Raw genomic sequence first — 19,621 nt, 5'->3', positions numbered from 1 at the left:
GGCGCGCCGTGCGGTGCGCGGCGCGCGACCCGGCCGGTCTTTCGATCGGGGGCGATCTGGCGTATCTCTGGGTCACGACCGATGGAGAGACGCATGGACGAGCAGCGCGATCCGAGGGGCCCCGCCGCCCAGTCCCGCAATGCGCTGTGGGCGGCGATCCGGTCCGAGGCGGCCGAGGCGGTGCGCACCGAGCCACTGCTCGGGGCGCTGATCCACGCCGGGCTCTTGCACCATGCGACGTTCCAAGCGGCGCTCGCCTATCGCTTTTCGCTGAAGCTCGCCTCGGGCGAGATGAGCGAGCAGATCCTGCGCGAGATCGCCGACGATGCCCATGCCCGCGCGCCGGCGCTGGCCGAGGCCGCGCAGGCGGACCTCGAAGCGGTGTATGAGCGCGATCCGGCCTCGCACCGGCTGATGCAGCCGATGCTGTTCTTCAAGGGGTTCCAGGCGCTGCAGGCCTATCGCATCGGCCATTGGCTGTGGAACAACGGCCGGATCGATATGGCCTATTTCGTGCAGATGCGCTGCTCGGAGGTGTTCGGCGTGGACATCCACCCGGCGGCCCGGATCGGCACCGGGGTGATGATCGACCATGCCCATTCCATCGTGATCGGCGAGACGGCGGTGGTCGGAAACGACGTGTCGATGCTGCACTCGGTCACGCTGGGCGGCACCGGCAAGGAGGACGGCGACCGGCATCCGAAGATCGGCGACGGGGTGATGATCGGCGCCGGCGCCAAGGTGCTGGGCAATATCCGCGTCGGGCATTCGAGCCGGATCGCGGCGGGCTCGGTGGTGCTGGCGGATGTGCCGCCGTGCAAGACGGTCGCGGGTGTGCCGGCGCGGATCGTGGGCGACGCGGGCTGCGACCAGCCGTCGGACGCGATGAACCAGATCCTCGGGCTCGAGAGCCTGTTCTAGCGCGCCCAGCGTTCCGGGTCGGCGCCGGTGACCTGGGCGAGCGTCTTGCCCTCGGCGGCGAGGCGCGCGTCGAGGCCGTGCGCGATCTCGGAGGCGAGCGAAAAGCCGTTGTAGATCAGGGCGCTGTAGAGCTGGAGGGCGGAGGCGCCAGCCTCGAGCTTGGCCCAGGCTTGCTCGACCGAGCCGATGCCGCCGACGCCGATGATCGGCAGTTTTCCGTTGGTGAGCAGACGCAGGCGCGCAAGGATGCGGGTCGAGCGGGCGAAGAGGGGTGCGCCGGAGAGGCCGCCCGTCTCGGCCGCATGGGGCGAGGTGAGGCCGCTGCGGTCGAGCGTGGTGTTGGTGGCGATGATGCCGGCGGCGCCCGAGTCGGTCAGCACGGCGGCGAGTTCGGCGAGCGCCGCGTCGTCGAGGTCGGGGGCGATCTTGACCAGCACCGGGGGCCGGGCGGTGGTCTCATCCCGCGCGGCGAGGACGCCGGCGATCAGCGCAGCGAGCGCGCGGGCGCCCTGCAGGTCGCGCAGCTTCTCGGTGTTGGGCGAGCTCACGTTGATGGTCAGGAAATCGACGTGCGGGGCGGCCATGCGGGCGACCTCGGCGAAGTCGGCGGCGCGGTCGGAGCTGTCCTTGTTGGCGCCGAGGTTGAGGCCGACCGGGACCGGCGAGGGGGCGCGGGCGGCAAGACGCGCGGTGATGGCGGCGGCGCCCTCGTTGTTGAAGCCGAAACGGTTGATGACAGCGCGGTCGGCGGTGAGGCGGAAGAGCCGCGGCTTGGGGTTGCCGGGCTGCGGGCGGGGGGTGGCGGCGCCGACCTCGATGAAGCCGAAGCCGGCGCAAGTCAGCGGGCCGATGGCGCGGGCGTTCTTGTCGTAGCCGGCGGCGAGGCCGACGGGGTTGGGCAGGGCGAGGCCCGCGACGCTTGTGGCGAGGCGCGGTGAGGTCACGGGCGCGCCGGGAAGCGGCACGACGCCCGCGGCCAGCGCCTTGAGCGACAGGTCATGGGCGCGCTCGGGGTCAAGGCGGTGCAGCGCGGCGAGGCCGGCGCGTTCGATCAGGCGCATCAAAGACCCTCGAGGTGGTGGCCCGCGGGCGTGAGGGGGATGGGGCGGGTGTGCTCCACATCCGCGAGACGCAGCGGGCGGTAGAGATGGGGGAAGAGGGCGCCGCCGCGCGACGGCTCCCACCGAAGGGCGGGGCCGAGGCGGGCAGTGGGGCAGGCGAGCAGCGTCAGGTCGGGCTCGGCCGCGAAGTGCTTGGCAAGGGTGCCGGGGAGTTGTGCGGCGGTCGAGAAGTGGACGTAGCCGTCGGCGAGGTCGACGGGGGCGCCGAGGGTTTCGCCCGCCGCTTGCAGCGCCGCCCATTCGGCGGGGCGCAGGACCTTGTAAACGGTCGCGGGGGGCAGCGCGGCGAGGACGCGGGCGGCGAGGTGGCGGTCGGCGGCCGCCTCGGGGCCGCGGTGCCACGGCGCGAAACGCAGGCGGAAGGCGGAGAGGCGGGTCTCGGGGTCGGCCTCGGGGTAGCCGATGCGGGTGAGGCGCGCGGCGAGGGGCTCGGGCGCGTCCGGCGCGTCCGCCGCGGGCGCGAGGGCGAGGCCTTGGCGGGCGAGGCGGGCCCAGTCGAAGCGGGGGCCGGGGTCGGATTTCCGGCCCGGCGCCATGTCGGAATGGGCGATGACGCGGTCGGGCGGGATGGACCAGCGGGCGAGGATCGCGGCGAGCAGTTCCTCGAGCGCGGCCATCTGCGGCTCGGGGAAGGGGCGGTCGCCGGGGTTCGCCAGCTCGATGCCGATGCTGTGCGAGTTGACGTCGTCGCGGCCCTGCCACGCGCCTGCGCCGGCGTGCCAGGCGCGGCGGTCCTCGGGGACCAGCGCCTCGGTGGTGCCGTCCTCGGCGATGAGCCAGTGGGCGGAAACCTCGGCCGCCGGGTCGCAGAGCCGGGCGCGGGCCGAGGCGAGATCGGCCATGCCGGTGTAGTGGAGCACGACCAGATCGGGCTGGTTGGTGCCGCGGCGCGGGCCGTGGTTGGGCGAGGGGTGGGGGTCGGTCATTCCTGCCAGGCGCGGATCAGCGTGCCGTCGGCGGCGACGACCCGCGCGTGGGGGCGGTCCCAGTGCAGGGTCTGGCCGTCGTCGGGGTAGTGGACCGTGTCGCGGTCGGGGTTGGTGCCGGCGCAGAGATAGCGCAGCGGCGCGTCAGTGTGGTTCCATATGTGGTGGGCGTTGGCGGCGCCGGCGGGCCAGAGTGCCATGTCGCCGGGGGCGAGTTCGGTCGCGCCGTCATCCTCGATGACGGTGGCGCGGCCCTCGAGGATCAGCACGAACTCGTCCGAGCTGCTGTGCCAGTGGCGCATGGCGGAACGCTGGCCGGGGGCGAGGGTGACGACGTTGACGCCCATCTGCGCCAGCCCGGCGGCGTCGCCGAACCGCTCTTCGATCCGCGGCGCCGAGCCGTTGACCTGCTGGCCCGGCACCGAGCCCCGGCGCAGGATCACAGCGGCTCGCCGCGGGCAGGGGTCCAGCCGCAGACGCGGCCGTCGCCGTCCGGGTCGAGGCCGAGCGGGTCGCGTTGCGGGCCGCCCTGCGCGAGGAAGGCGCGCTGCGCCGCCTCGGGCGAGGGCCATGCGGCGCAGTTGCCCGGGCGCACCGAGCCGTCGCGGGCGTAGCGGCCTGCGGGGGTCACCACGACCGTCTGCGGTGCGGCGCCCACGACGACGGCGGCGGGTGCCGCGCGGCGGACGGGGTAGACCACGGGCGGCGGCACGTCGAAGGCCGGCGCCCGGGCGCGGTCGGGCAGGCGGCGGTTCGAGGTGATGCCGACCGCGCCGGCGGCGATCGTCGTCTCACGCTCGATGATCTGGACCGGGGTCGGACCGGCAAGCTCGGCCGCGGTGGGGGCCTTGGCCGGCAGCGCGATCGGGATGCCGCGCGGCGGCTCGGCGATCTTGCCAGTCAGCGCCGATTCGCGGGCACGGAGGTAGTCGCCGTAGGGCGTCGCCTCGGCGCGGTAGTTGGGATTCCAGCCCTGGTTCTCGCCGGAGCAGGCGGCGAGCGCGATGGTCAGCGCGATGGGCGGGATCAGGTTCAAGGCGCGCATCGCGGGGTCCTTTGCGTGTGTCGCCGCCAGCCTACCACCAGCGGGCAGGCTTGGCGACGAAGCCTGCGGCTTTTTCCAGCACCGCGCCGTGGTTGAGAAGGTCGCCCTCGTCCCACGGCCGGCCGATCAGTTGCAGCCCGAGCGGCAGGCCCTGGGCGTCGAGCCCCACGGGGACGGCGAGGCCGGGCAGGCCGGCGAGGTTCACGGTCACGGTGAAGACGTCGTTGAGATACATCTCGACCGGATCGGCGTCCTTCATCGACCCCAGCGCGAAGGCCGCCGAGGGCGTCGCCGGGGTCAGGATCGTGTCGATGCCTTCGGCGAACGCCTGGTCGAAGTCGCGCTTGATCAGCGCGCGGACCTTGCGGGCGCGGTTGTAATAGGCGTCAAAGAACCCCGCCGAGAGGACGTAGGTGCCGACCATCACCCGGCGCTGCACCTCGGGTCCGAAGCCCTCGGCGCGGGTCTTTTCGTACATCTCGGTGATGCCGTCGCCGGCCGCGAGCTTCGCCCGCCGGCCGTAGCGGACCCCGTCGTAGCGGGCGAGGTTCGAGGACGCCTCGGCCGGCGCGATGACGTAATAGGCGGGCAGCGCGTATTTCGTGTGCGGCAGCGAGATGTCGACGATCTCGGCGCCCGCGTCGCGCAGCATCTCGGCGCCCTGCTGCCAGAGGGCGTCGATCTCACCCGGCATCCCGTCCATGCGGTATTCGCGCGGGATGCCGATCTTCTTGCCGCGGATGTCGCCGGTCAGCGCGGCCTCGTAGTCGGGGACCGGGCGGTCGGCCGAGGTGGAGTCCTTGGGGTCGACCGAGGCCATCGCGCCCAGCATGATCGCCGCGTCGCGCACCGTCCGGGTCATCGGCCCGGCCTGGTCGAGCGACGAGGCAAACGCGATCGTCCCCCAGCGCGACACGCGCCCGTAGGTGGGCTTGAGCCCGACCGTGCCGGTGAAGGCCGCAGGCTGGCGGATCGAGCCGCCGGTGTCGGTGCCGGTCGCCGCAAGGCAGAGGTCGGCCGCCACCGCCGCCGCCGAGCCGCCGGACGAGCCGCCGGGGGTCAGGGGCGCGTCGATCTTCCACGGGTTCACCGCAGGGCCGTAGACGCTGGTCTCGTTGGACGAGCCCATGGCGAACTCGTCCATGTTGAGCTTGCCGAGCATCACCGCGCCGGCGTCGAACAGGTTCTGCGTCACGGTCGATTCGTACTCGGGGCGGAAGCCCTCGAGGATGCGGCTGGCGGCCTGGCTGGGCACGCCCTTGGTGCAGAACAGGTCCTTGATCCCGACCGGGATGCCGCACATCGCCGGGGCGTCGCCGGTGGCAAGCCGGGCGTCGGCGGCCTCGGCCTGGGCGCGGGCGATCTCGGGCGTCTGGTGGACAAAGGCGTTGAGCGCGCCGGCGCCCTCGATGGCCGACAGGCAGGCGTCGGTCAGCTCGGCGGCCGAGATGTCGCGGGCGCGCAGGCGGTCGCGGGCCTCGGCGATGGTCAGGCTGTTCAGCGTCATTCCACCACCTTCGGCACGGCAAAGAACCCCTCGCGCGCGTCGGGCGCGTTGGCGAGCACGGCGGCCTGCTGGTCGCCGTCGGTCACGACGTCCTCGCGGCGCTTGAGGCGCATCGGCTCGACCCCGGTCATCGGCTCGATGCCGTCCACGTCGACCTCGTTGAGCTGCTCCATGAAATGCAGGATGCCGTTCAGCTCGGCGGCAAAGGCCGGCAGGGCGTCGTCGGCCACCGCGATGCGCGCCAGATGCGCCACCTTGCGGGCCTCGGAAGGGTCAATCGACATCGGAATTCCTTTCGCTGGGGCCGGATTTACCGGGCGGGGCCGGGCTCGGCAAGGCGGGATGGGCAGGCGACGGGGGCGCGTGGCGTCAAGCGTGCCGCTTCAGTGCCTGCCGCCTCAGCGGATCGTGTCGCCCGGCAGGAAGGTCGGGGCCAGCGCCACGATCCCGTCCTCAGGACGTGGGTCCTTGCCGGCGACGATCCGGGCCGCCCGCCGGCCGATGTCGAGCCGCCGCGCGTCGGTCGTGGCCAGCCGCATCGGCAGCCCGTCCAGCAGATCGACCCCGTTGAACCCCGCGAGCCCGAGCTTGCCCGGAATGTCGATCCCCTGCTCGCGCGCCCAGATCAGCCCGCCCGCGCCGATGAGGTCGTTGGAATAGTAGAGGAAATCCAGCCCCGGCTCGCGCGCCAGGATGCGCTCGGTCAGCTCGCGGCCCTTGGCCAGCGACGACCCGCCCTGGTAGTATTCGCGCGCCACCAGCGGCACGCCCGCCGCGCCCAACGCCCGCTCGAACCCTGCCAGCCGCTTCCGCGCCCGGTGGTCCTCGGGCATGTGCGTGCCGATGAAGCCGATGCGCCGGTAGCCGGCCCCGAGGATATGGCCCGCCATCTCGGCCCCGGCGCGCTCGTGGCTGATGCCCACCGCGGTGTCGATCGGGTCGCCGTCCACGTCCATGATCTCGACGACCGGAATCCCTGCCGCCTCGAGCATGGCGCGCGACGCCCGCGAGTGCTCGAGCCCGGCGAGGATCACGCCCGAGGGCCGCCAGCTCAGCATGTCGTAGAGCACCGTCTCTTCGCGCGCCGGGCCGTAGTGGGTGACGCCGACGACCGGTTGCAGGCCGGTATCGTCCAGCTCGGCCGAGATCCCCCCCAGCACATCCGGAAACACGAGGTTCGACAGCGACGGGATCACCACGGCCACGAGGTTCACCCGCTGCGAGGCGAGCCCGCCGGCGATCTTGTTCGGGACATAACCCAGCGCCCGCGCTGCGGTCAGCACCTTCTCCCGCGTCGCCGGGGACACGTCACCGCGGTTCCTGAGGACGCGGCTGACGGTCATCTCGCTGACCCCCGACGCCATCGAGACATCGCGCAACGTGAGCGGGCGGCGGGGACGGCTCGGGGTCATCGGCTCTCCGTTCCGGGACACCCCAGCGTTAGCGCACGCCATGGGCGCCCGCAACCGTGGCCCGCGCGCTTGCCATGCCGGGCCGGCCCGTGCGACAACGCGGGCTGTGACCTCGTGGCTCAACTGGATAGAGCAGCCCCCTCCTAAGGGGCAGGTTGCAGGTTCAAGTCCTGCCGGGGTCACCATACGCCCACGCCCCCCACCTTGCCTTTCGCCGCGCGATGCTTGAGCCTCGCCCCGTCACCCGCAGATGAGGCGCGGCCATGAAAGTCTTTCTCAGCGCCGACATGGAGGGCACCGCCGGCGTCACCGCCTGGTCCGAGACCGAGCATGACAAGCCCGACTACCCCCAGTTCCAGGCGCTGATGACCGCCGAGGTCGTCGCCGCCTGCGAAGGCGCCCTCGCCGCCGGCGCCACCGAGATCATCGTCAAGGACGCCCACCACACCGGGCGCAACCTGCTCGTCGACCGTCTGCCGGCCGAGGTGCGGGTGGTGCGCGACTGGTCGGGGCACCCGCATTCGATGATGTTCGGGATCGACGCGGACTGCCGGGCGGCGCTGTTCACCGGCTATCACGACGCGGCGGGGACCGACAGCAACCCGCTCGCCCACAGCTTCACCGGCCGGATCATGCGGCTGACGATCAACGGCGCGCTCGCGTCCGAGTTCACCGTCAACGCCATCACCGCCGCCTCGCTCGGGGTGCCGGCGGCGTTCCTGTCGGGCGATGCGGGGATCTGCGCCGGGGCGGCGGCGCTGGTGCCGGGGATCGTCACCGTGCCGGTCAGCGCGGGGTTCGGCCCGGCGACCGCCTCGCTGTCCCCGGCCCGGGCCCGCGCGGCGATCCGCGACGGCGTTGCCCGCGCACTCTCGGACCTCGATGCCCGCCAGCCCGCCCCCCTCGCCGACCTTTGGGAGGTCGCGCTCGAATACACCAACGCCGTCGAGGCCTATCGCGGCAGCTTCTTCCCCGGCGTGGACTATCCCGCGCCGCGCCGGCTCACCTTCGTCCGCGACGACTGGTTCGAGGTGCTGCGGACGCTGCGCTTCCTCTGGTAACCCGCCCGCGCGGCGGGTTGATCACCAGCACCCCGGAAAGGATCAGCGCCCCGCCGGCCAGCTCCACGAGCCGCGGGGTTTCCGACAGGATCAGCCAGCTCGACAGGATGCCCACCACCGGCACCAGCATCGACCACGGCGCGATGACGGCGGCGGGGTGGCGGGTCAGAAGCCGGTTCCAGACCCCGAACCCCACCACCGAGGCGCCGAACGCGCTGAAGGCGAGCGCGAGGTTGGCGGGCAGCGCGGCCGGGGTCAGCGCGCCCGCGAGGGCCGGGCCGATCCGGTCGGCCTCGGTCAGCGCCGAGAGCGCCAGCAGCGGCAGCGGCGGCACCACAGTCATCCACAGCGCCAGATGCAGCGGCCGCGCGGCCTGGGCCTTGCGGATGCAGATGTTGCCGCCCGCCCAGGACAGCGCCGCCAGCATCGTCAGCGCGACGGGCCACCACGACACCGCCTGCGCCCGCACCGTGCCGATCACCGCCAGCCCCAGCATCGCCAGCGCCAGCCCCGCCACCCGCGGGGCGGTCAGCCGCTCGCCCAGCAGCACCACGGCCAGCGCCACCGTCAGCGGCGCCGAAGCCTGCAGCACCAGCGAGGCGAGGCCCGCCGGCATTCCCGCCGCCAGCCCGGCGTAGAGAAACGCGAACTGAAAGAACCCGATCCCGAGGCCGGTGCCGAGCAGCCAGCCCAGCCCCACCCCGGGGCGCGGCACCAGCAGCACGGTCGGCACGGCGATCAGCAGGAAGCGGATCGCCGCCCCCAGCATCGGCGGGTAATGCGCGAGGATGAAGACCGAGGCGGGAAAGTTCAGCCCCCAGAGGACCGGCACCAGCAGCGCCAGCATCATCTCGCCCCGCGTCATCGGCGCCCCGCCGCCTGCCGACGCGGCGGTTGACGACCGCCCCCGGATCGGGCGCTGATGGCGCCAGGATGGACAAGCTCAGCTGGAACCTGCTCAGGATCTTTGCCGCCATCGGCGAGGCCGGCGGCGTCACCCGCGCCGCCGAGGGGCTGGGCCTCAGCCAGCCCGCGGTCAGCCAGTCGCTCGCCCGGCTCGAGGCGGCGCTCGACACCGTGCTCGTGGACCGCGGCGCCCGCGACTTTGCCCTGACCGAGGCCGGGGCCGCGATCCACGCCGAGGCGGTGGCGATGCAGCGCTCGGTCGAACGGATCGGGACGCACGCTGGCCACGCGCGGGCGCGGCTCGAGATCGCGGTGATCCCCGACTGGCCCTCCGAGGTCTTCGACGAGGCGCTGCGGCTCTTTCACCAGCGCTACCCGCAGACCCCGGTCCGCATCGACGTGCTGAGCAGCATGGACATCCTCGCCCGGCTGCGCGCCACCGGGCGCGGGATCGGCGTCTGCCTGCTGCCGCGGCCGCTCGACGATCTCGAGTGCCGGCTGCTCGACGAGCCGGAGTGGTCGGTGTTCTGCGGGGTCGAGCACGCGATGTTCGGCCGCGACGAGATCAGCCTCGACGAGCTGCGGGCCGAGCCCTTCGTCGCCTTCACATGCGCCGGCAGCCCGCGCGGGTTCGAGCCGATGGACCCGCTGTCGCGGGGCCTCGGCCTCGGGCGGAACGTGATCGCCACCAGCACCAGCCCCGACGAGGTGCGGCGGATGATCGTCGCGGGGCTGGGGCTCGGGGTGTGCCCTGGACCACGGCGCGCGACGCGCACCGCGCGGGCCTGCTCTGGCCGCTCAGGATCACCCACGAGACGCTCGCCGCGCATATCTACCTCGTCCACCCGCCGTCCTTCGGCGAGGATGCCGTCGCCGCCAGCTTCGCCGCGCTGGTGGCCGAGGTGCAGGACACCCGCGTGCCCCGCGCCTGACGCCCTGGCCTCACACGAGGACCGCCTCGATCAGCATCGGCCCCGGCTCGCGCACGCCTGCGGCGATGGCCCGGTGCAGCTCGGCGGCATCCTCGACCCGCACCGCCGGCACCCCCATCCCGCGCGCGAGCTGCACGAAATCCAGCTCGGGCCGGCGCAGGTCGAGCATGTCGAGCGCCGTCGGCCCGGGGTTGGCGCCGACCCGCATCAGCTCGCCCTTCAGGATCTCGTAGCTGCGGTTGGCGAGGATGATCGTCGTGACGTTGGCCTGCTCGCGCGACTGCGTCCACAGCCCCTGCAGCGTGTACATCGCCGATCCGTCCGCCTGCAGCGCCACCACCGGCCGGTCCGGGCAGGCAATGGCGGCGCCGGCGGCGAGCGGGATGCCGATCCCGATCGAGCCGCCGGTGATCGAGAGCCAGCTCTGCGGTCCCGCGCCTTGCGCAAAGCGCATCGCGGACTGCGCCCGCGTCAGCCGCTCGTCGATGACGATGGCATGGTCGGGGATCGCCGCGGCAATGGCCATCGACAGCGCGTCGTCCCTCAGCGGCCCGGCCTGCGGAGCGACGGGGCGGGCGGCGTCGGGCGGCGTCGCTGCGCGCGCGCCCACCAGATCGGCCAGCGCCGCCAGCGCCGCCGGGCCGTCCTGGTCGCGCCCGGCCAGCGTCTCGACCCGCGTGCCCGGCGGCAGCAGCAGGCTCGGCCGGTCGGGATAGGCGAAGAACGCCACCGGCTCGACCGCCTCGACCAGCACCGCGCGGTCGAACCGCGCCAGCGTCCCGAGCGCGAGGTCGATGGGATAGGGGATGCGTGCGATCTCGACCCGCCCGCGCCCCATCTCGAGCCGCCGGTTCGAGCCCGGCGCCATCACCTCGGCCCCGGTCCGGTCCGCGATCCCCGCGGCCAGCGCCAGCGCCTCGGGCCGTTCGAGCACCGTGCCCCCGACGAGCAGCAGGCACCCTGGCCCCAGCAGCGCCACCGCCCGGTCCAGCGCGCCGTCCTCGAGCGCCCGGGGCGCGGCCGCGGGCAGGGGCGGGGCGATCTCGCCGCCCTCCTCCCACCCGAGGTCGGCGGGCAGGATCAGCGTCGCCACCCCGCCCGGATGCCCCGAGGCCGCGGCGAGCCCCGCCATCGCGTCCCGCGCCAGCGTCGCGGCCGCCGTGCCGGTCCCCACCCAGTCCGAAAACGGCGCCACCGCCGCCGCCACGTCGGCCGTGAGCGGCGCGTCATAGCGCGCGTGGCGCACCGCGTGGTCGCCCACGAGGTTCAGCACCGGGGACCGGCCCTTCCTTGCATTGTGCAGGTTCGCCGCCCCGTTGGCGAAGCCGGGGGCGAGGTGCAGCAGCGTCACCGCAGGCTTCCCCGCCATCCGCCCGTAGCCGTCGGCGGCCCCCGTCACGACCCCCTCGAACAGCCCGAGCACGCAGTGGATCAGCCGGGTGCGGTCGAGCGCATCGACGAACTGCATTTCCGAGGTGCCTGGATTGGCGAAACACACCTCGGTGCCCGCCGCGTGCAGGCTGCGGACGACGCTTTCGGCCCCGTTCATCTGATCACTCCTGTCTCTGCCCTGTCTCTGCGGCCGCCGCCGCCAGCACCGCCAGCCGCCGGGTCAGCGCCGCGTCGGCGCGCTCGACGATATGGCCGCGATGCATCACCGCCACCTGCGTGCCGATGTGGCGCGCCCTGACGAGGTCATGGCTGATGAACACATCGGCCACGCCAGTGTCGCGTTGCAGGTCGGCCCTCAGGCGTCAGCGCCGCCAGCAGCCCGTCGAGCGTGCCGACGACCGACGGGCGCAGATCGACGTGCGACATCCACACCCCGAGCGGCAGCAGGTGCATATGCGCGTCGTAAAGCCCCGGCATGGCGAACCGGCCCTTCAGGTCGATGCGCCGCGTCGCCGGCCCGGCAAGCGCCCGCATCTCCTCGGCGGTGCCGGTGGCCAGCACCCGGTCGCCCGCCACGGCCAGCGCCTCGACCGCCGGCAGCCCGGCGCCGCACCAGATCGTCCCGCCCTCAAGCACCAGATCGGCCTGCGCCATCTCTGTCCCCTCCCGCGAACTGGAATGCGTCGATTTGGCGCGGCGGCCGGTCCACGAGTCAATGCAGCAAACCGGCCAGCATCACCTGAGGCAATGGCGACATTCAACCACCCTATGGAGCTGGGCGCCCCCGCGTCGGGCTGGCGCCGCCCCCGGTTTCGCCGTAAGCGAGCCGCACCACCGCAAGAGGGGATGCGCCCGGATGTACACCGTCAGCCTCATGGCCGCGCCGGCGCGCGCCGACCTCGACGACGACACCATCGCTGCGCTGCAGCGCCGCTGGGGCGGGGGCAGCGCCCTCTGGCTCGACCAGGGCACCGCGGTCGAGTTCGCCATCCCCGCCTGGCCCGAGGACTTCGACGCCGCCTGGGCCGAGGCCGACGCGCAGGGCTTCGACCTCGCCGTGCAGCCCACCGCCAACCGGCGCAAGGCGGTGCTGCTGGCCGACATGGATTCGACCATGATCGAGCAGGAGTGCCTGGACGAGCTGGCCGACATGGCCGGCGTCGGCCCCCGCGTCGCGGCGATCACCGCCCGGGCGATGAACGGCGAGCTGAACTTCCACGAGGCGCTGATCGAGCGCGTGGGCCTGCTCGCCGGCCTGCCCGTCTCGGTCATCGCGGAGGTGCTGGCCGAGCGCATCACCCTCGCGCCCGGCGGCCGCACGCTGGTCGCGACGATGAAGGCGAACGGCGCCTGGACGGCGCTCGTCTCGGGCGGCTTCACCGACTTCACCGGCCCGGTCGCCGACCAGCTCGGCTTCGACGAGCAGCGCGCCAACGTGCTGCTGGACGACGGGGCGGGACGGCTGAGCGGCCGCGTCGGCCTGCCGATCCTCGGGCGCGAGGCCAAGGTCGACGCGCTGGTCGAGATCACCGCCGCGCGCGGCCTTACCCCCGCCGACGCGATGGCGGTGGGCGACGGCGCCAACGACCTCGGGATGCTGCAGCTGGCGGGATCCGGTGTGGCGATGCACGCCAAGCCGGTGGTGGCCGCGCAGGCGCGGGTGCGCGTGAACCACGGCGACCTGACCGCGCTGCTTTATCTGCAGGGCTACGGGCGGGACGAGTTCGTGGTGTGAGCCGGGTGAGGCGGGGCGGGGCGAGGGCGCGCGGCTGGGTCTTAGAGGCGGGCGCTGGGAGACTGCCTTCTCAAGCCCGAGCGCGATCGCGGGTTGAGGAGAAGGCGCGGCGGGCGCGCGGTTAAGCCACGCAAGCACACAAAATTCCGGTCAATCCGAAACGCAGCGCCGGCATGGGCGCGGGTATGGGCGCTACCGCTGCGCGAGGTATCAATGCGCGCCGGTGCTCACGCCGCGATGCATGCCCGAAGGGGCAGCACCGCCCAAGGCGCGGTGCTGATCACCTCCGGCAAATTGACTTCCCCACTCACTCTGCGAGGAGACCGGGCCGACGCTGACTCCGTTGGAATCGGATACAAAGGATGGGAATGTGACCCGTCACTTCGGCGTTGGGTTTCGTTCGGAGTCGGATTGGCGCGGATAGACCTCACGGCTTGCGATGCGCCTGCGCGCACTATGAGCTGCGCCGAACAAACAGTTCAGCATCGCGTTAAGCGTAGGAAGCCCGCCCGTCGCTTTCGCGCAGCTTCGCGTTGGTGGGGTGACTCGGAATCCGCTCTGCTGCACTGACCCTGCTGCCACGCCCAATGCGTCGTCGGTGACCGGCAGTCACCTGACGGGCCTACCAGCGGTGACCCCTAAATCGGGGCGCCTCATCGGGCGATGGCAGACGGAGTGGCCACGACTGCACATCTGCACAGCAAGATCGTCGAAGCCGTCCCCTAGTTCGTCACGAGCGCCGCAGACGCAGCGCCCTTCTGGCGGCTCCGGCACAAGCCCCGCGAGCCGAGATCAGCTGCCGAACGCCCACCCCTCACGGCGCCAGCGCCGCCAGTGTCTCCGCCGCCGGCCGCGCGACCGTTCGGGCGCAGCCGGTGCCCGCCCACTGGGCGCCGTAGCCTGCCTCTCCCGCTGCCAGCGCTGCCGCATTGAGCGCCTTGCCCGCGTCGTAGGTCATCGGATAGCCGGGCGTCGCGTCGTCCGGGATCGCGGTGAACCGGTTCGCGCAACACCGCGCCGGACGGCCCGAGATCGCCGCCGTCATCACCGTCTCGCCCCTCGCCAGCGCCGCGCGGTGGGCGGCGGGCGTGGCGGCCTCGGGCGCGGCGAGGAACGCCGTGCCGCACTGCACCGCGACCGCCCCTGCGGCCAGCGCCGCCCGGCTGTCCTGCCGGTCCATGATCCCGCCCGCGGCGATCACCGGCAGCCCCAGCGGCACCAGCGCCGCGACCAGATCGAGCGTGCCGAGCCGCTGGTCCGGCCCGGACGGGTCGAAGATCCCGCGGTGGCCCCCGGCCTCCCACCCCTGCGCGATCACCGCGTCGAGCCCGGCCGCGCGGATCGCCTCTGCCTCGGCCGGCGACGTGGCCGTCGCGGCGAGCACCGCCCCGGTCGCCCTGAGCGCCGCGATCTGGTCGGGGCGGGGCAGGCCGAAGTGAAAGCTGACGAGCGCCGGCCCGGCGGCCACGACAGCCGCGAGCATCGCGTCGTTCCGGGTGAAACTGGGATAGATGTCGCGCAGCGTCGCGGGCGGCGTGGCGCTGAACCGGTGGAAATGCGGCGCGAGCCGGGCAAGCCAGGCGGCCTCGCGCGCGGGGTCGCGGGGCTCCGGCGTGTGGCAGAACAAGTTGACGCCGAACGGCCGCACGGTGAGGGCGCGCGTTTCGGCCATCGCGGCGGACGCCTCCTCCGCCCGCATCGCCCCGAGCCCGAGGCAGCCAAGCCCCCCGGCCTCGGACACCGCCGCGGCGAGCGCCGGGGTCGAGGTCCCCGCCATCGGCGCCTGGATCACCGCAACCCGCATCCCGAGACGGTCGATCATCGACATGGCAACGGTCCTCTCAGGCGGCGGCTTCGGCGAAGGCTAAAGGCGGGGTTGTGACCTGTCCATGCTGACCGTGGCGGGGCGTGGGGCGGCATAACCGGGCGCGACGACCAGCTAAGTTGCGGACGGACAGCCGGTAAGCACCCGGGGCTTGGAGTTCGCCTCACAACTGCGGGCCGCCCGATACCTCAAAGCGCATCGATCGTCAGGCAGTTCGCGGTCCTCAATCGGGTGTCCGACAGACCCGTCCGGGCACCCCGTGTCGAGCGGAATTACTCGAACAAGATCAGACCTTCTTAAGGTTCTAAATCATCGGAGACGCGTCGCCCGCCGCGCTGACCCCCTATGCGCGGAGCCACCGTGCCTCCGCTTACGACTGGAGCCCCCGCGTGCCACGCTCATGCGTGGAGCTAAAGCTCGCCCCGCTGATGCAAGGAGCCGCGCGATCCCCTACCAATGCCGCAGCCGCTCGACGACGTGTCGGCGTAGGTCGAGCTCTCATGCTGCGTTTGCCCGACACGCCGGACCCCTGCGCCCCACCGGACGCCGACCGCCCCCTGCGCCCTACCCGACTCCGCCCGACCCCCGCGGACCTGCCGGAAGCGACCCATCCCGCGCACACCCCGCCAGCCCTACAGCAACCCCGTCCCCCGAAAGCTCAACTCACGGCTCTTGCCGACGATGATGTGGTCGTGGACCGTGATGCCCATCGTCTCGGCGGCGGCGACGATCTGGCGGGTCATAGTGATGTCGGACGCGCTGGGCGTCGGGTCGCCCGAGGGGTGGTTGTGGACGAGGATCATCGCGCTCGCGTTCAGCTCGAGCGCCCGGCGGACGACCTCGCGCGGATAGACCGGGACGTGATCGACGGTGCCCCGGGCCTGCTCGTCGTCGGCGATCAGCACGTTCTTGCGGTCGAGATAGAGCACCCGGAACTGCTCGATCGGGGCGTGCGCCATCGCCGTGTGGCAATAGTCGATCAGCGCCGCCCAGCTGGTCAGCACCGGCCGCTTCATCACCTTCGAGCGTGCCAGCCGCTGCGCCGAGGCCTCGACGATCTTCAGCTCGGCGATGATCGCCGGTCCGACGCCCTCGACCTGCCCGAGCTGGGCGGGCTCGGCCGAGATCACCCGGTTGAAGTCCCCAAAACGGTCCAGCAGCCGGCGCGCCAGCGGCTTCATGTCCTGCCGCGGCACGGCGCGGAAGAGGATCAGCTCGAGCAACTCGTAATCCGGCATCGCCGCCGCGCCGCCCGCGAGGAATCGCTCGCGCAGCCGCGCGCGATGGTCGGCGAGATAGCTCGGCGGCCGTGCGACCGTGCGCGCGGCCATACGTCCCGCCGAGGCGGTGGGCAGCGCGATGCACTCATCCTCGGCACCGATCAGGCCGAAGAGCGGGGCGGGGGCTTCGTGAAAGGCGTGATTCGTGCTCATGCGCTGACGCTGGCACAGGACTCATTAAGCCCCCGTTAACGCCGGCACGGCCCCCCTCGGGCTGGACGCAAATATCCTCGGGGGAAGCACGCGGCACGCGTGCGTGGGGGCAGACAGCCCCCACGACACCCGCGACGCCCGTCCGACGCTTCCGGTCAGGCCGACAGCCCGTCCCAGAAGCTCTTGATCTTCGAGAAGAAACTTTCCGTCTGCGGGTGGTTGTCGGCGGCGATCTCGTCGAACTCGCGCATCAGCTCGCGCTGCCGCGCGGTCAGGTTGACGGGGGTCTCGACGACCAGCTCGATCACCATGTCGCCGGGCTCGCCGCCCATGCCTGCACCGTGGCGAAGGGGAGGCATCCCCTTGCCGCGCAGCCGCATCTGCCGGCCGGTCTGGCTGCCGGCGGGCACCTTGACCCGGCTGCGGCCGCCGTCGATCGTCGGCACCTCGACCTCGCCGCCGAGCGCGGCCTTGGCCATCCCCACCGGCACCTGGCAGGCGAGCGTGCGGCCGTCGCGCACGAAGATCGGGTGCTCGCGCACCTCGACGAAGATATAGAGGTCGCCCGCCGGCCCGCCGCGCATCCCGGCCTCACCCTCGCCGGCCAGCCGGATGCGGGTGCCGGTCTCGACCCCCGCGGGGATCGTCACCGACAGCGTCCGGTCCTCGGCCACGCGGCCGGCGCCGGCGCAGGACTTGCACGGGTTCTTCACGATCTGGCCGTTGCCGTTGCAGGTCGGGCAGCTGCGCTCGACGGTGAAGAACCCCTGGCTCGCGCGCACCTTGCCCATGCCGGCGCAGGTCGGGCAGGTCGCGGGCTCGACGGCCCCCTCGGCCCCGGTGCCGTTGCAGGCCGAACACGCCACCGCGCCCGGTACGGTGATGGTCTTGTGGAGGCCGCGATACGCCTCTTCCAGCGTCACGCGCAGGTTGTAGCGCAGGTCCGCGCCGCGCGCCGCCCGCGCCCGCCCGCCACCGCCCTGACGGGCGTTGACGAACTCGCCGAAGAGATCCTCGAACACGTCGGCGAAGGCCGCGCCGAAGTCGCCCTGCGGGCCGCGCCCGCCGAAGCCGCCGAAACCGCCGCCGCCGTTCTCGAACGCGGCATGGCCGAAGCGGTCATAGGCCGCCTTGCGCTGCGGGTCCTTGAGGCAGTCATAGGCCTCGTTCACGGCCTTGAAGTCGGCCTCGGAAACCTTGCAGTCGGGGTTGAGGTCCGGGTGCAGCGCCTTGGCCTTGTTGCGGTAGGCCCGCTTGATCTCGTCGCCGCTCGCGCTGCGCGAGACCCCCAGAACGTCGTAAAAGTCGCGCTTTGCCATCTCTGTCCGTGCCATTGCGGCCTGCCAAAGGCCGCCCCTTCACGAAAAGACCGGCCCGCGTGTGGTGCGCGGGCCGGTCCGGTCATCCCTCGCGCTTACTTGCGCTTGTTCTCGCCCAGATCCTCGAAGTCGGCGTCCACGATGTCGTCATCGACATCGCGCGGCCCGTCCTCGCGCTCGCCCGAGTCCTCGCTGGTCTGGCCGGCCTTGTAGATGGCCTCGCCCAGCTTCATCGACGCATCCATCAGGTTCTGGATGCCGCCCTTGATCTTGCCGGCATCCTCGGACTTCAGCGCCTCTTCCAGCGCGCCCGAGGCCAGTTCGATCGCCTCGACGGTCGAGCTGTCGACCTTGTCGCCATGCTCATCGAGCGATTTCTTGGTCGAGTGCAGCAGGCTTTCGGCCTGGTTGCGGGTTTCGACCAGCTCGCGGCGGCCCTTGTCGGCCTCGGCATTGGCCTCGGCGTCCTTGACCATCTTCTCGATGTCCTCGTCGCTGAGGCCACCCGACGCCTGGATGGTGATGTTCTGCGACTTGCCGGTGCCCTTGTCCTTGGCCGAGACCGAGACGATGCCGTTGGCGTCGATGTCGAAGGTCACCTCGATCTGCGGCATCCCGCGCGGGGCCGGCGGAATGTCCTCGAGGTTGAACTGGCCCAGCATCTTGTTGTCGGCCGCCATCTCGCGCTCGCCCTGGAAGACGCGGATGGTCACCGCGTTCTGGTTGTCCTCGGCGGTCGAGAAGGTCTGCGACTTCTTGGTCGGGATGGTGGTGTTGCGGTCGATCAGCCGGGTGAACACGCCGCCCAGCGTCTCGATCCCCAGCGACAGCGGGGTCACGTCCAAGAGCACCACGTCCTTGACGTCGCCCTGCAGCACGCCGCCCTGGATCGCCGCGCCCAGCGCCACGACCTCGTCGGGGTTGACGCCCTTGTGGGGCTCTTTCCCGAAGAACGCGGTCACTTCCTCGACCACCTTCGGCATCCGGGTCTGGCCGCCGACGAGGATCACCTCGTCGATGTCGCCCTTCGACAGGCCGGCATCCTTCAGCGCCGCCTTGCAGGGGTCCATGGTCTTCTTGATCAGGTCGCCGACCAGGCTTTCCAGCTTGGCGCGGGTCAGCTTGACGACCATGTGCAGCGGCACGCCGCTCTGCTTGTCCATCGAGATGAACGGCTGGTTGATCTCGGTCTGGCTCGAGGAGCTGAGCTCGATCTTGGCCTTCTCGGCGGCTTCCTTGAGCCGCTGCAGCGCCATCTTGTCCTTGGTCAGGTCGACGCCGTGCTCTTTCTTGAACTCGTCGGCCAGGAACTGGACGATCCGCATGTCGAAGTCCTCGCCGCCGAGGAACGTGTCCCCGTTGGTCGATTTCACCTCGAACAGGCCGTCGTCGATTTCCAGGATGGTGATGTCGAAGGTGCCGCCGCCGAGGTCATAGACCGCGATCGTCTTGCTGTCCTTCTTGTCGAGGCCGTAGGCCAGCGCCGCCGCCGTCGGCTCATTGATGATGCGCAGCACGTCGAGGCCGGCGATCTTGCCGGCGTCCTTGGTCGCCTGCCGCTGGGCGTCGTTGAAGTAGGCCGGGACGGTGATGACCGCCTGCTCGACCTTCTCGCCGAGGTAGCTCTCGGCGGTTTCCTTCATCTTCTGCAGGATCATGGCGCTGATCTGCGCGGGCGAGTATTTCTCGCCGCGGGATTCAACCCACGCATCGCCGTTGCCGCCGTCGACGATCGAATAGGGGACCAGCTTGCGGTCCTTCTCGACGGCCGGGTCGTTCACGCGACGGCCGATCAGGCGCTTGACGGCGAAGATGGTATTTTCCGGGTTGGTGACGGCCTGGCGCTTGGCCGGCTGGCCGACGAGCCGCTCGCTCTCGGTGAAGGCGACGATGGACGGCGTGGTGCGCGCGCCCTCTGCGTTCTCGATGACGCGGGGCTGGCTGCCGTCCATGATGGCGACGCAGCTGTTGGTGGTCCCGAGGTCGATGCCGATGACTTTGGTCATGCGATATACCTTTCTTGGGTCATGCGATATACCTTTCTTGCGGCGATGGTGCGGGATGCGGGTCCGTCCGCGGCCCCCGC

At 71.9% G+C, this 19,621-nt stretch carries 19 protein-coding genes, 1 tRNA gene and 2 pseudogenes; 6 read left to right on the top strand and 16 right to left on the bottom strand.

Translation table 11 applies throughout. The features are described from left to right. Nucleotides 1-93 precede the first annotated feature (93 nt). Nucleotides 94-921, top strand: a complete 828-nt coding sequence (cysE, locus tag BLW17_RS09570) for a serine O-acetyltransferase (RefSeq protein WP_036705055.1) — start codon at nucleotides 94-96, stop codon at nucleotides 919-921. On the opposite strand, the gene BLW17_RS09565 is transcribed toward cysE, so the two are convergent. The 8 genes and pseudogenes from BLW17_RS09565 to BLW17_RS09530 form a co-directional block, all read right to left on the bottom strand. After that, entirely contained in the window at nucleotides 918-1,982 is a 1,065-nt protein-coding gene (locus BLW17_RS09565; protein WP_036730857.1) for a quinone-dependent dihydroorotate dehydrogenase, read from the bottom strand. The genes cysE and BLW17_RS09565 overlap by 4 nt on opposite strands. After that, entirely contained in the window at nucleotides 1,982-2,296 is a 315-nt protein-coding gene (locus BLW17_RS19030; RefSeq protein ID WP_269429060.1) for a DUF952 domain-containing protein, read from the bottom strand. The genes BLW17_RS09565 and BLW17_RS19030 overlap by 1 nt, the downstream gene beginning before the upstream one ends. 21 nt (nucleotides 2,297-2,317) lie before the next feature. Beyond that, a pseudogene (locus BLW17_RS18965) lies at nucleotides 2,318-2,968 on the bottom strand (N-acetylmuramoyl-L-alanine amidase); the annotation flags it as partial. Further along, nucleotides 2,965-3,411, bottom strand: a complete 447-nt coding sequence (locus BLW17_RS09550; protein ID WP_052176123.1) for a cupin domain-containing protein — start codon at nucleotides 3,409-3,411, stop codon at nucleotides 2,965-2,967. The gene BLW17_RS09550 and the pseudogene BLW17_RS18965, both read right to left, overlap by 4 nt. After that, entirely contained in the window at nucleotides 3,408-4,013 is a 606-nt protein-coding gene (locus BLW17_RS09545) for a hypothetical protein (protein ID WP_036730855.1), read from the bottom strand. The genes BLW17_RS09550 and BLW17_RS09545 overlap by 4 nt, the downstream gene beginning before the upstream one ends. A 31-nt stretch (nucleotides 4,014-4,044) precedes the next feature. Beyond that, a complete protein-coding gene (gene gatA, locus BLW17_RS09540) occupies nucleotides 4,045-5,520 on the bottom strand; it encodes an Asp-tRNA(Asn)/Glu-tRNA(Gln) amidotransferase subunit GatA (protein WP_036730853.1) in 1,476 nt (491 codons plus the stop codon). Then, complete coding sequence (gatC, locus tag BLW17_RS09535) at nucleotides 5,517-5,804, bottom strand: Asp-tRNA(Asn)/Glu-tRNA(Gln) amidotransferase subunit GatC (protein ID WP_036730851.1); 288 nt, start codon at nucleotides 5,802-5,804, stop codon at nucleotides 5,517-5,519. The genes gatA and gatC overlap by 4 nt, the downstream gene beginning before the upstream one ends. Before the next feature lie 114 nt (nucleotides 5,805-5,918). Beyond that, on the bottom strand, nucleotides 5,919-6,932 hold the full coding sequence (locus BLW17_RS09530) for a LacI family DNA-binding transcriptional regulator (protein ID WP_036707592.1): 1,014 nt from the start codon (nucleotides 6,930-6,932) through the stop codon (nucleotides 5,919-5,921). A 108-nt stretch (nucleotides 6,933-7,040) separates the two neighbouring features. Between BLW17_RS09530 and BLW17_RS09525 the strand changes: the two genes are divergently transcribed. Both BLW17_RS09525 and BLW17_RS09520 read left to right on the top strand, forming a co-directional pair. Then, nucleotides 7,041-7,117: transfer RNA gene (locus tag BLW17_RS09525), tRNA-Arg, on the top strand. 78 nt (nucleotides 7,118-7,195) lie between these two features. Next, on the top strand, nucleotides 7,196-7,993 hold the full coding sequence (locus BLW17_RS09520) for a M55 family metallopeptidase (protein WP_036730849.1): 798 nt from the start codon (nucleotides 7,196-7,198) through the stop codon (nucleotides 7,991-7,993). Here BLW17_RS09520 and BLW17_RS09515 read toward each other — a convergent pair. Then, nucleotides 7,935-8,858, bottom strand: a complete 924-nt coding sequence (locus BLW17_RS09515; protein WP_036730847.1) for an EamA family transporter — start codon at nucleotides 8,856-8,858, stop codon at nucleotides 7,935-7,937. The genes BLW17_RS09520 and BLW17_RS09515 overlap by 59 nt on opposite strands. A 68-nt stretch (nucleotides 8,859-8,926) precedes the next feature. Here BLW17_RS09515 and BLW17_RS18960 point away from each other — a divergent pair. Together BLW17_RS18960 and BLW17_RS09500 are read left to right on the top strand one after the other, a co-directional pair. Beyond that, nucleotides 8,927-9,592, top strand: a pseudogene (locus BLW17_RS18960) (LysR family transcriptional regulator); the annotation flags it as partial. A gap of 53 nt (nucleotides 9,593-9,645) precedes the next feature. After that, a complete protein-coding gene (locus BLW17_RS09500) occupies nucleotides 9,646-9,831 on the top strand; it encodes a hypothetical protein (RefSeq protein ID WP_036730843.1) in 186 nt (61 codons plus the stop codon). A 10-nt stretch (nucleotides 9,832-9,841) separates the two neighbouring features. Here the strand turns inward: BLW17_RS09500 and BLW17_RS09495 are convergent, their stop codons facing one another. From BLW17_RS09495 to BLW17_RS09490, 3 genes are read right to left on the bottom strand one after another with little or no spacing between them, the layout of a single operon-like run. Continuing rightward, on the bottom strand, nucleotides 9,842-11,380 hold the full coding sequence (locus tag BLW17_RS09495; protein WP_036730841.1) for an acetolactate synthase large subunit: 1,539 nt from the start codon (nucleotides 11,378-11,380) through the stop codon (nucleotides 9,842-9,844). 4 nt (nucleotides 11,381-11,384) lie between these two features. Next, complete coding sequence (locus BLW17_RS18115) at nucleotides 11,385-11,552, bottom strand: hypothetical protein (protein WP_156116104.1); 168 nt, start codon at nucleotides 11,550-11,552, stop codon at nucleotides 11,385-11,387. Then, complete coding sequence (locus BLW17_RS09490) at nucleotides 11,527-11,877, bottom strand: amidohydrolase family protein (RefSeq protein ID WP_036730839.1); 351 nt, start codon at nucleotides 11,875-11,877, stop codon at nucleotides 11,527-11,529. Before BLW17_RS09490 ends, BLW17_RS18115 begins: the two co-directional genes overlap by 26 nt. 202 nt (nucleotides 11,878-12,079) lie before the next feature. Here BLW17_RS09490 and serB point away from each other — a divergent pair, with 202 nt between their 5' ends. Next, nucleotides 12,080-12,958 (top strand): phosphoserine phosphatase SerB, encoded by an 879-nt coding sequence (gene serB / locus BLW17_RS09485; RefSeq protein WP_036730837.1) that lies wholly within the window; start codon nucleotides 12,080-12,082, stop codon nucleotides 12,956-12,958. An 814-nt stretch (nucleotides 12,959-13,772) separates the two neighbouring features. Here the strand turns inward: serB and BLW17_RS09480 are convergent. The 4 genes from BLW17_RS09480 to dnaK form a co-directional block, all read right to left on the bottom strand. Beyond that, a complete protein-coding gene (locus BLW17_RS09480) occupies nucleotides 13,773-14,786 on the bottom strand; it encodes an NAD(P)H-dependent flavin oxidoreductase (RefSeq protein WP_036730835.1) in 1,014 nt (337 codons plus the stop codon). Nucleotides 14,787-15,415: 629 nt separating this feature from the next. Then, nucleotides 15,416-16,216, bottom strand: a complete 801-nt coding sequence (gene radC, locus BLW17_RS09475) for a RadC family protein (RefSeq protein WP_036730833.1) — start codon at nucleotides 16,214-16,216, stop codon at nucleotides 15,416-15,418. Nucleotides 16,217-16,371: 155 nt separating this feature from the next. Continuing rightward, nucleotides 16,372-17,535: a molecular chaperone DnaJ gene (gene dnaJ, locus BLW17_RS09470; protein WP_036730831.1), complete on the bottom strand. Its 1,164-nt coding sequence runs from the start codon at nucleotides 17,533-17,535 to the stop codon at nucleotides 16,372-16,374. A 95-nt stretch (nucleotides 17,536-17,630) separates the two neighbouring features. After that, nucleotides 17,631-19,541 carry a molecular chaperone DnaK gene (gene dnaK, locus BLW17_RS09465; protein WP_036730829.1) on the bottom strand — a complete coding sequence of 637 codons (1,911 nt, stop codon included), beginning with the start codon at nucleotides 19,539-19,541 and terminating at the stop codon, nucleotides 17,631-17,633. Nucleotides 19,542-19,621: the final 80 nt, after the last annotated feature.

Source organism: Paracoccus sanguinis (assembly GCF_900106665.1).
Classification (GTDB): Bacteria; Pseudomonadota; Alphaproteobacteria; order Rhodobacterales; family Rhodobacteraceae; genus Paracoccus; species Paracoccus panacisoli.
This window is presented reverse-complemented; position numbering and strand designations above follow the sequence as displayed.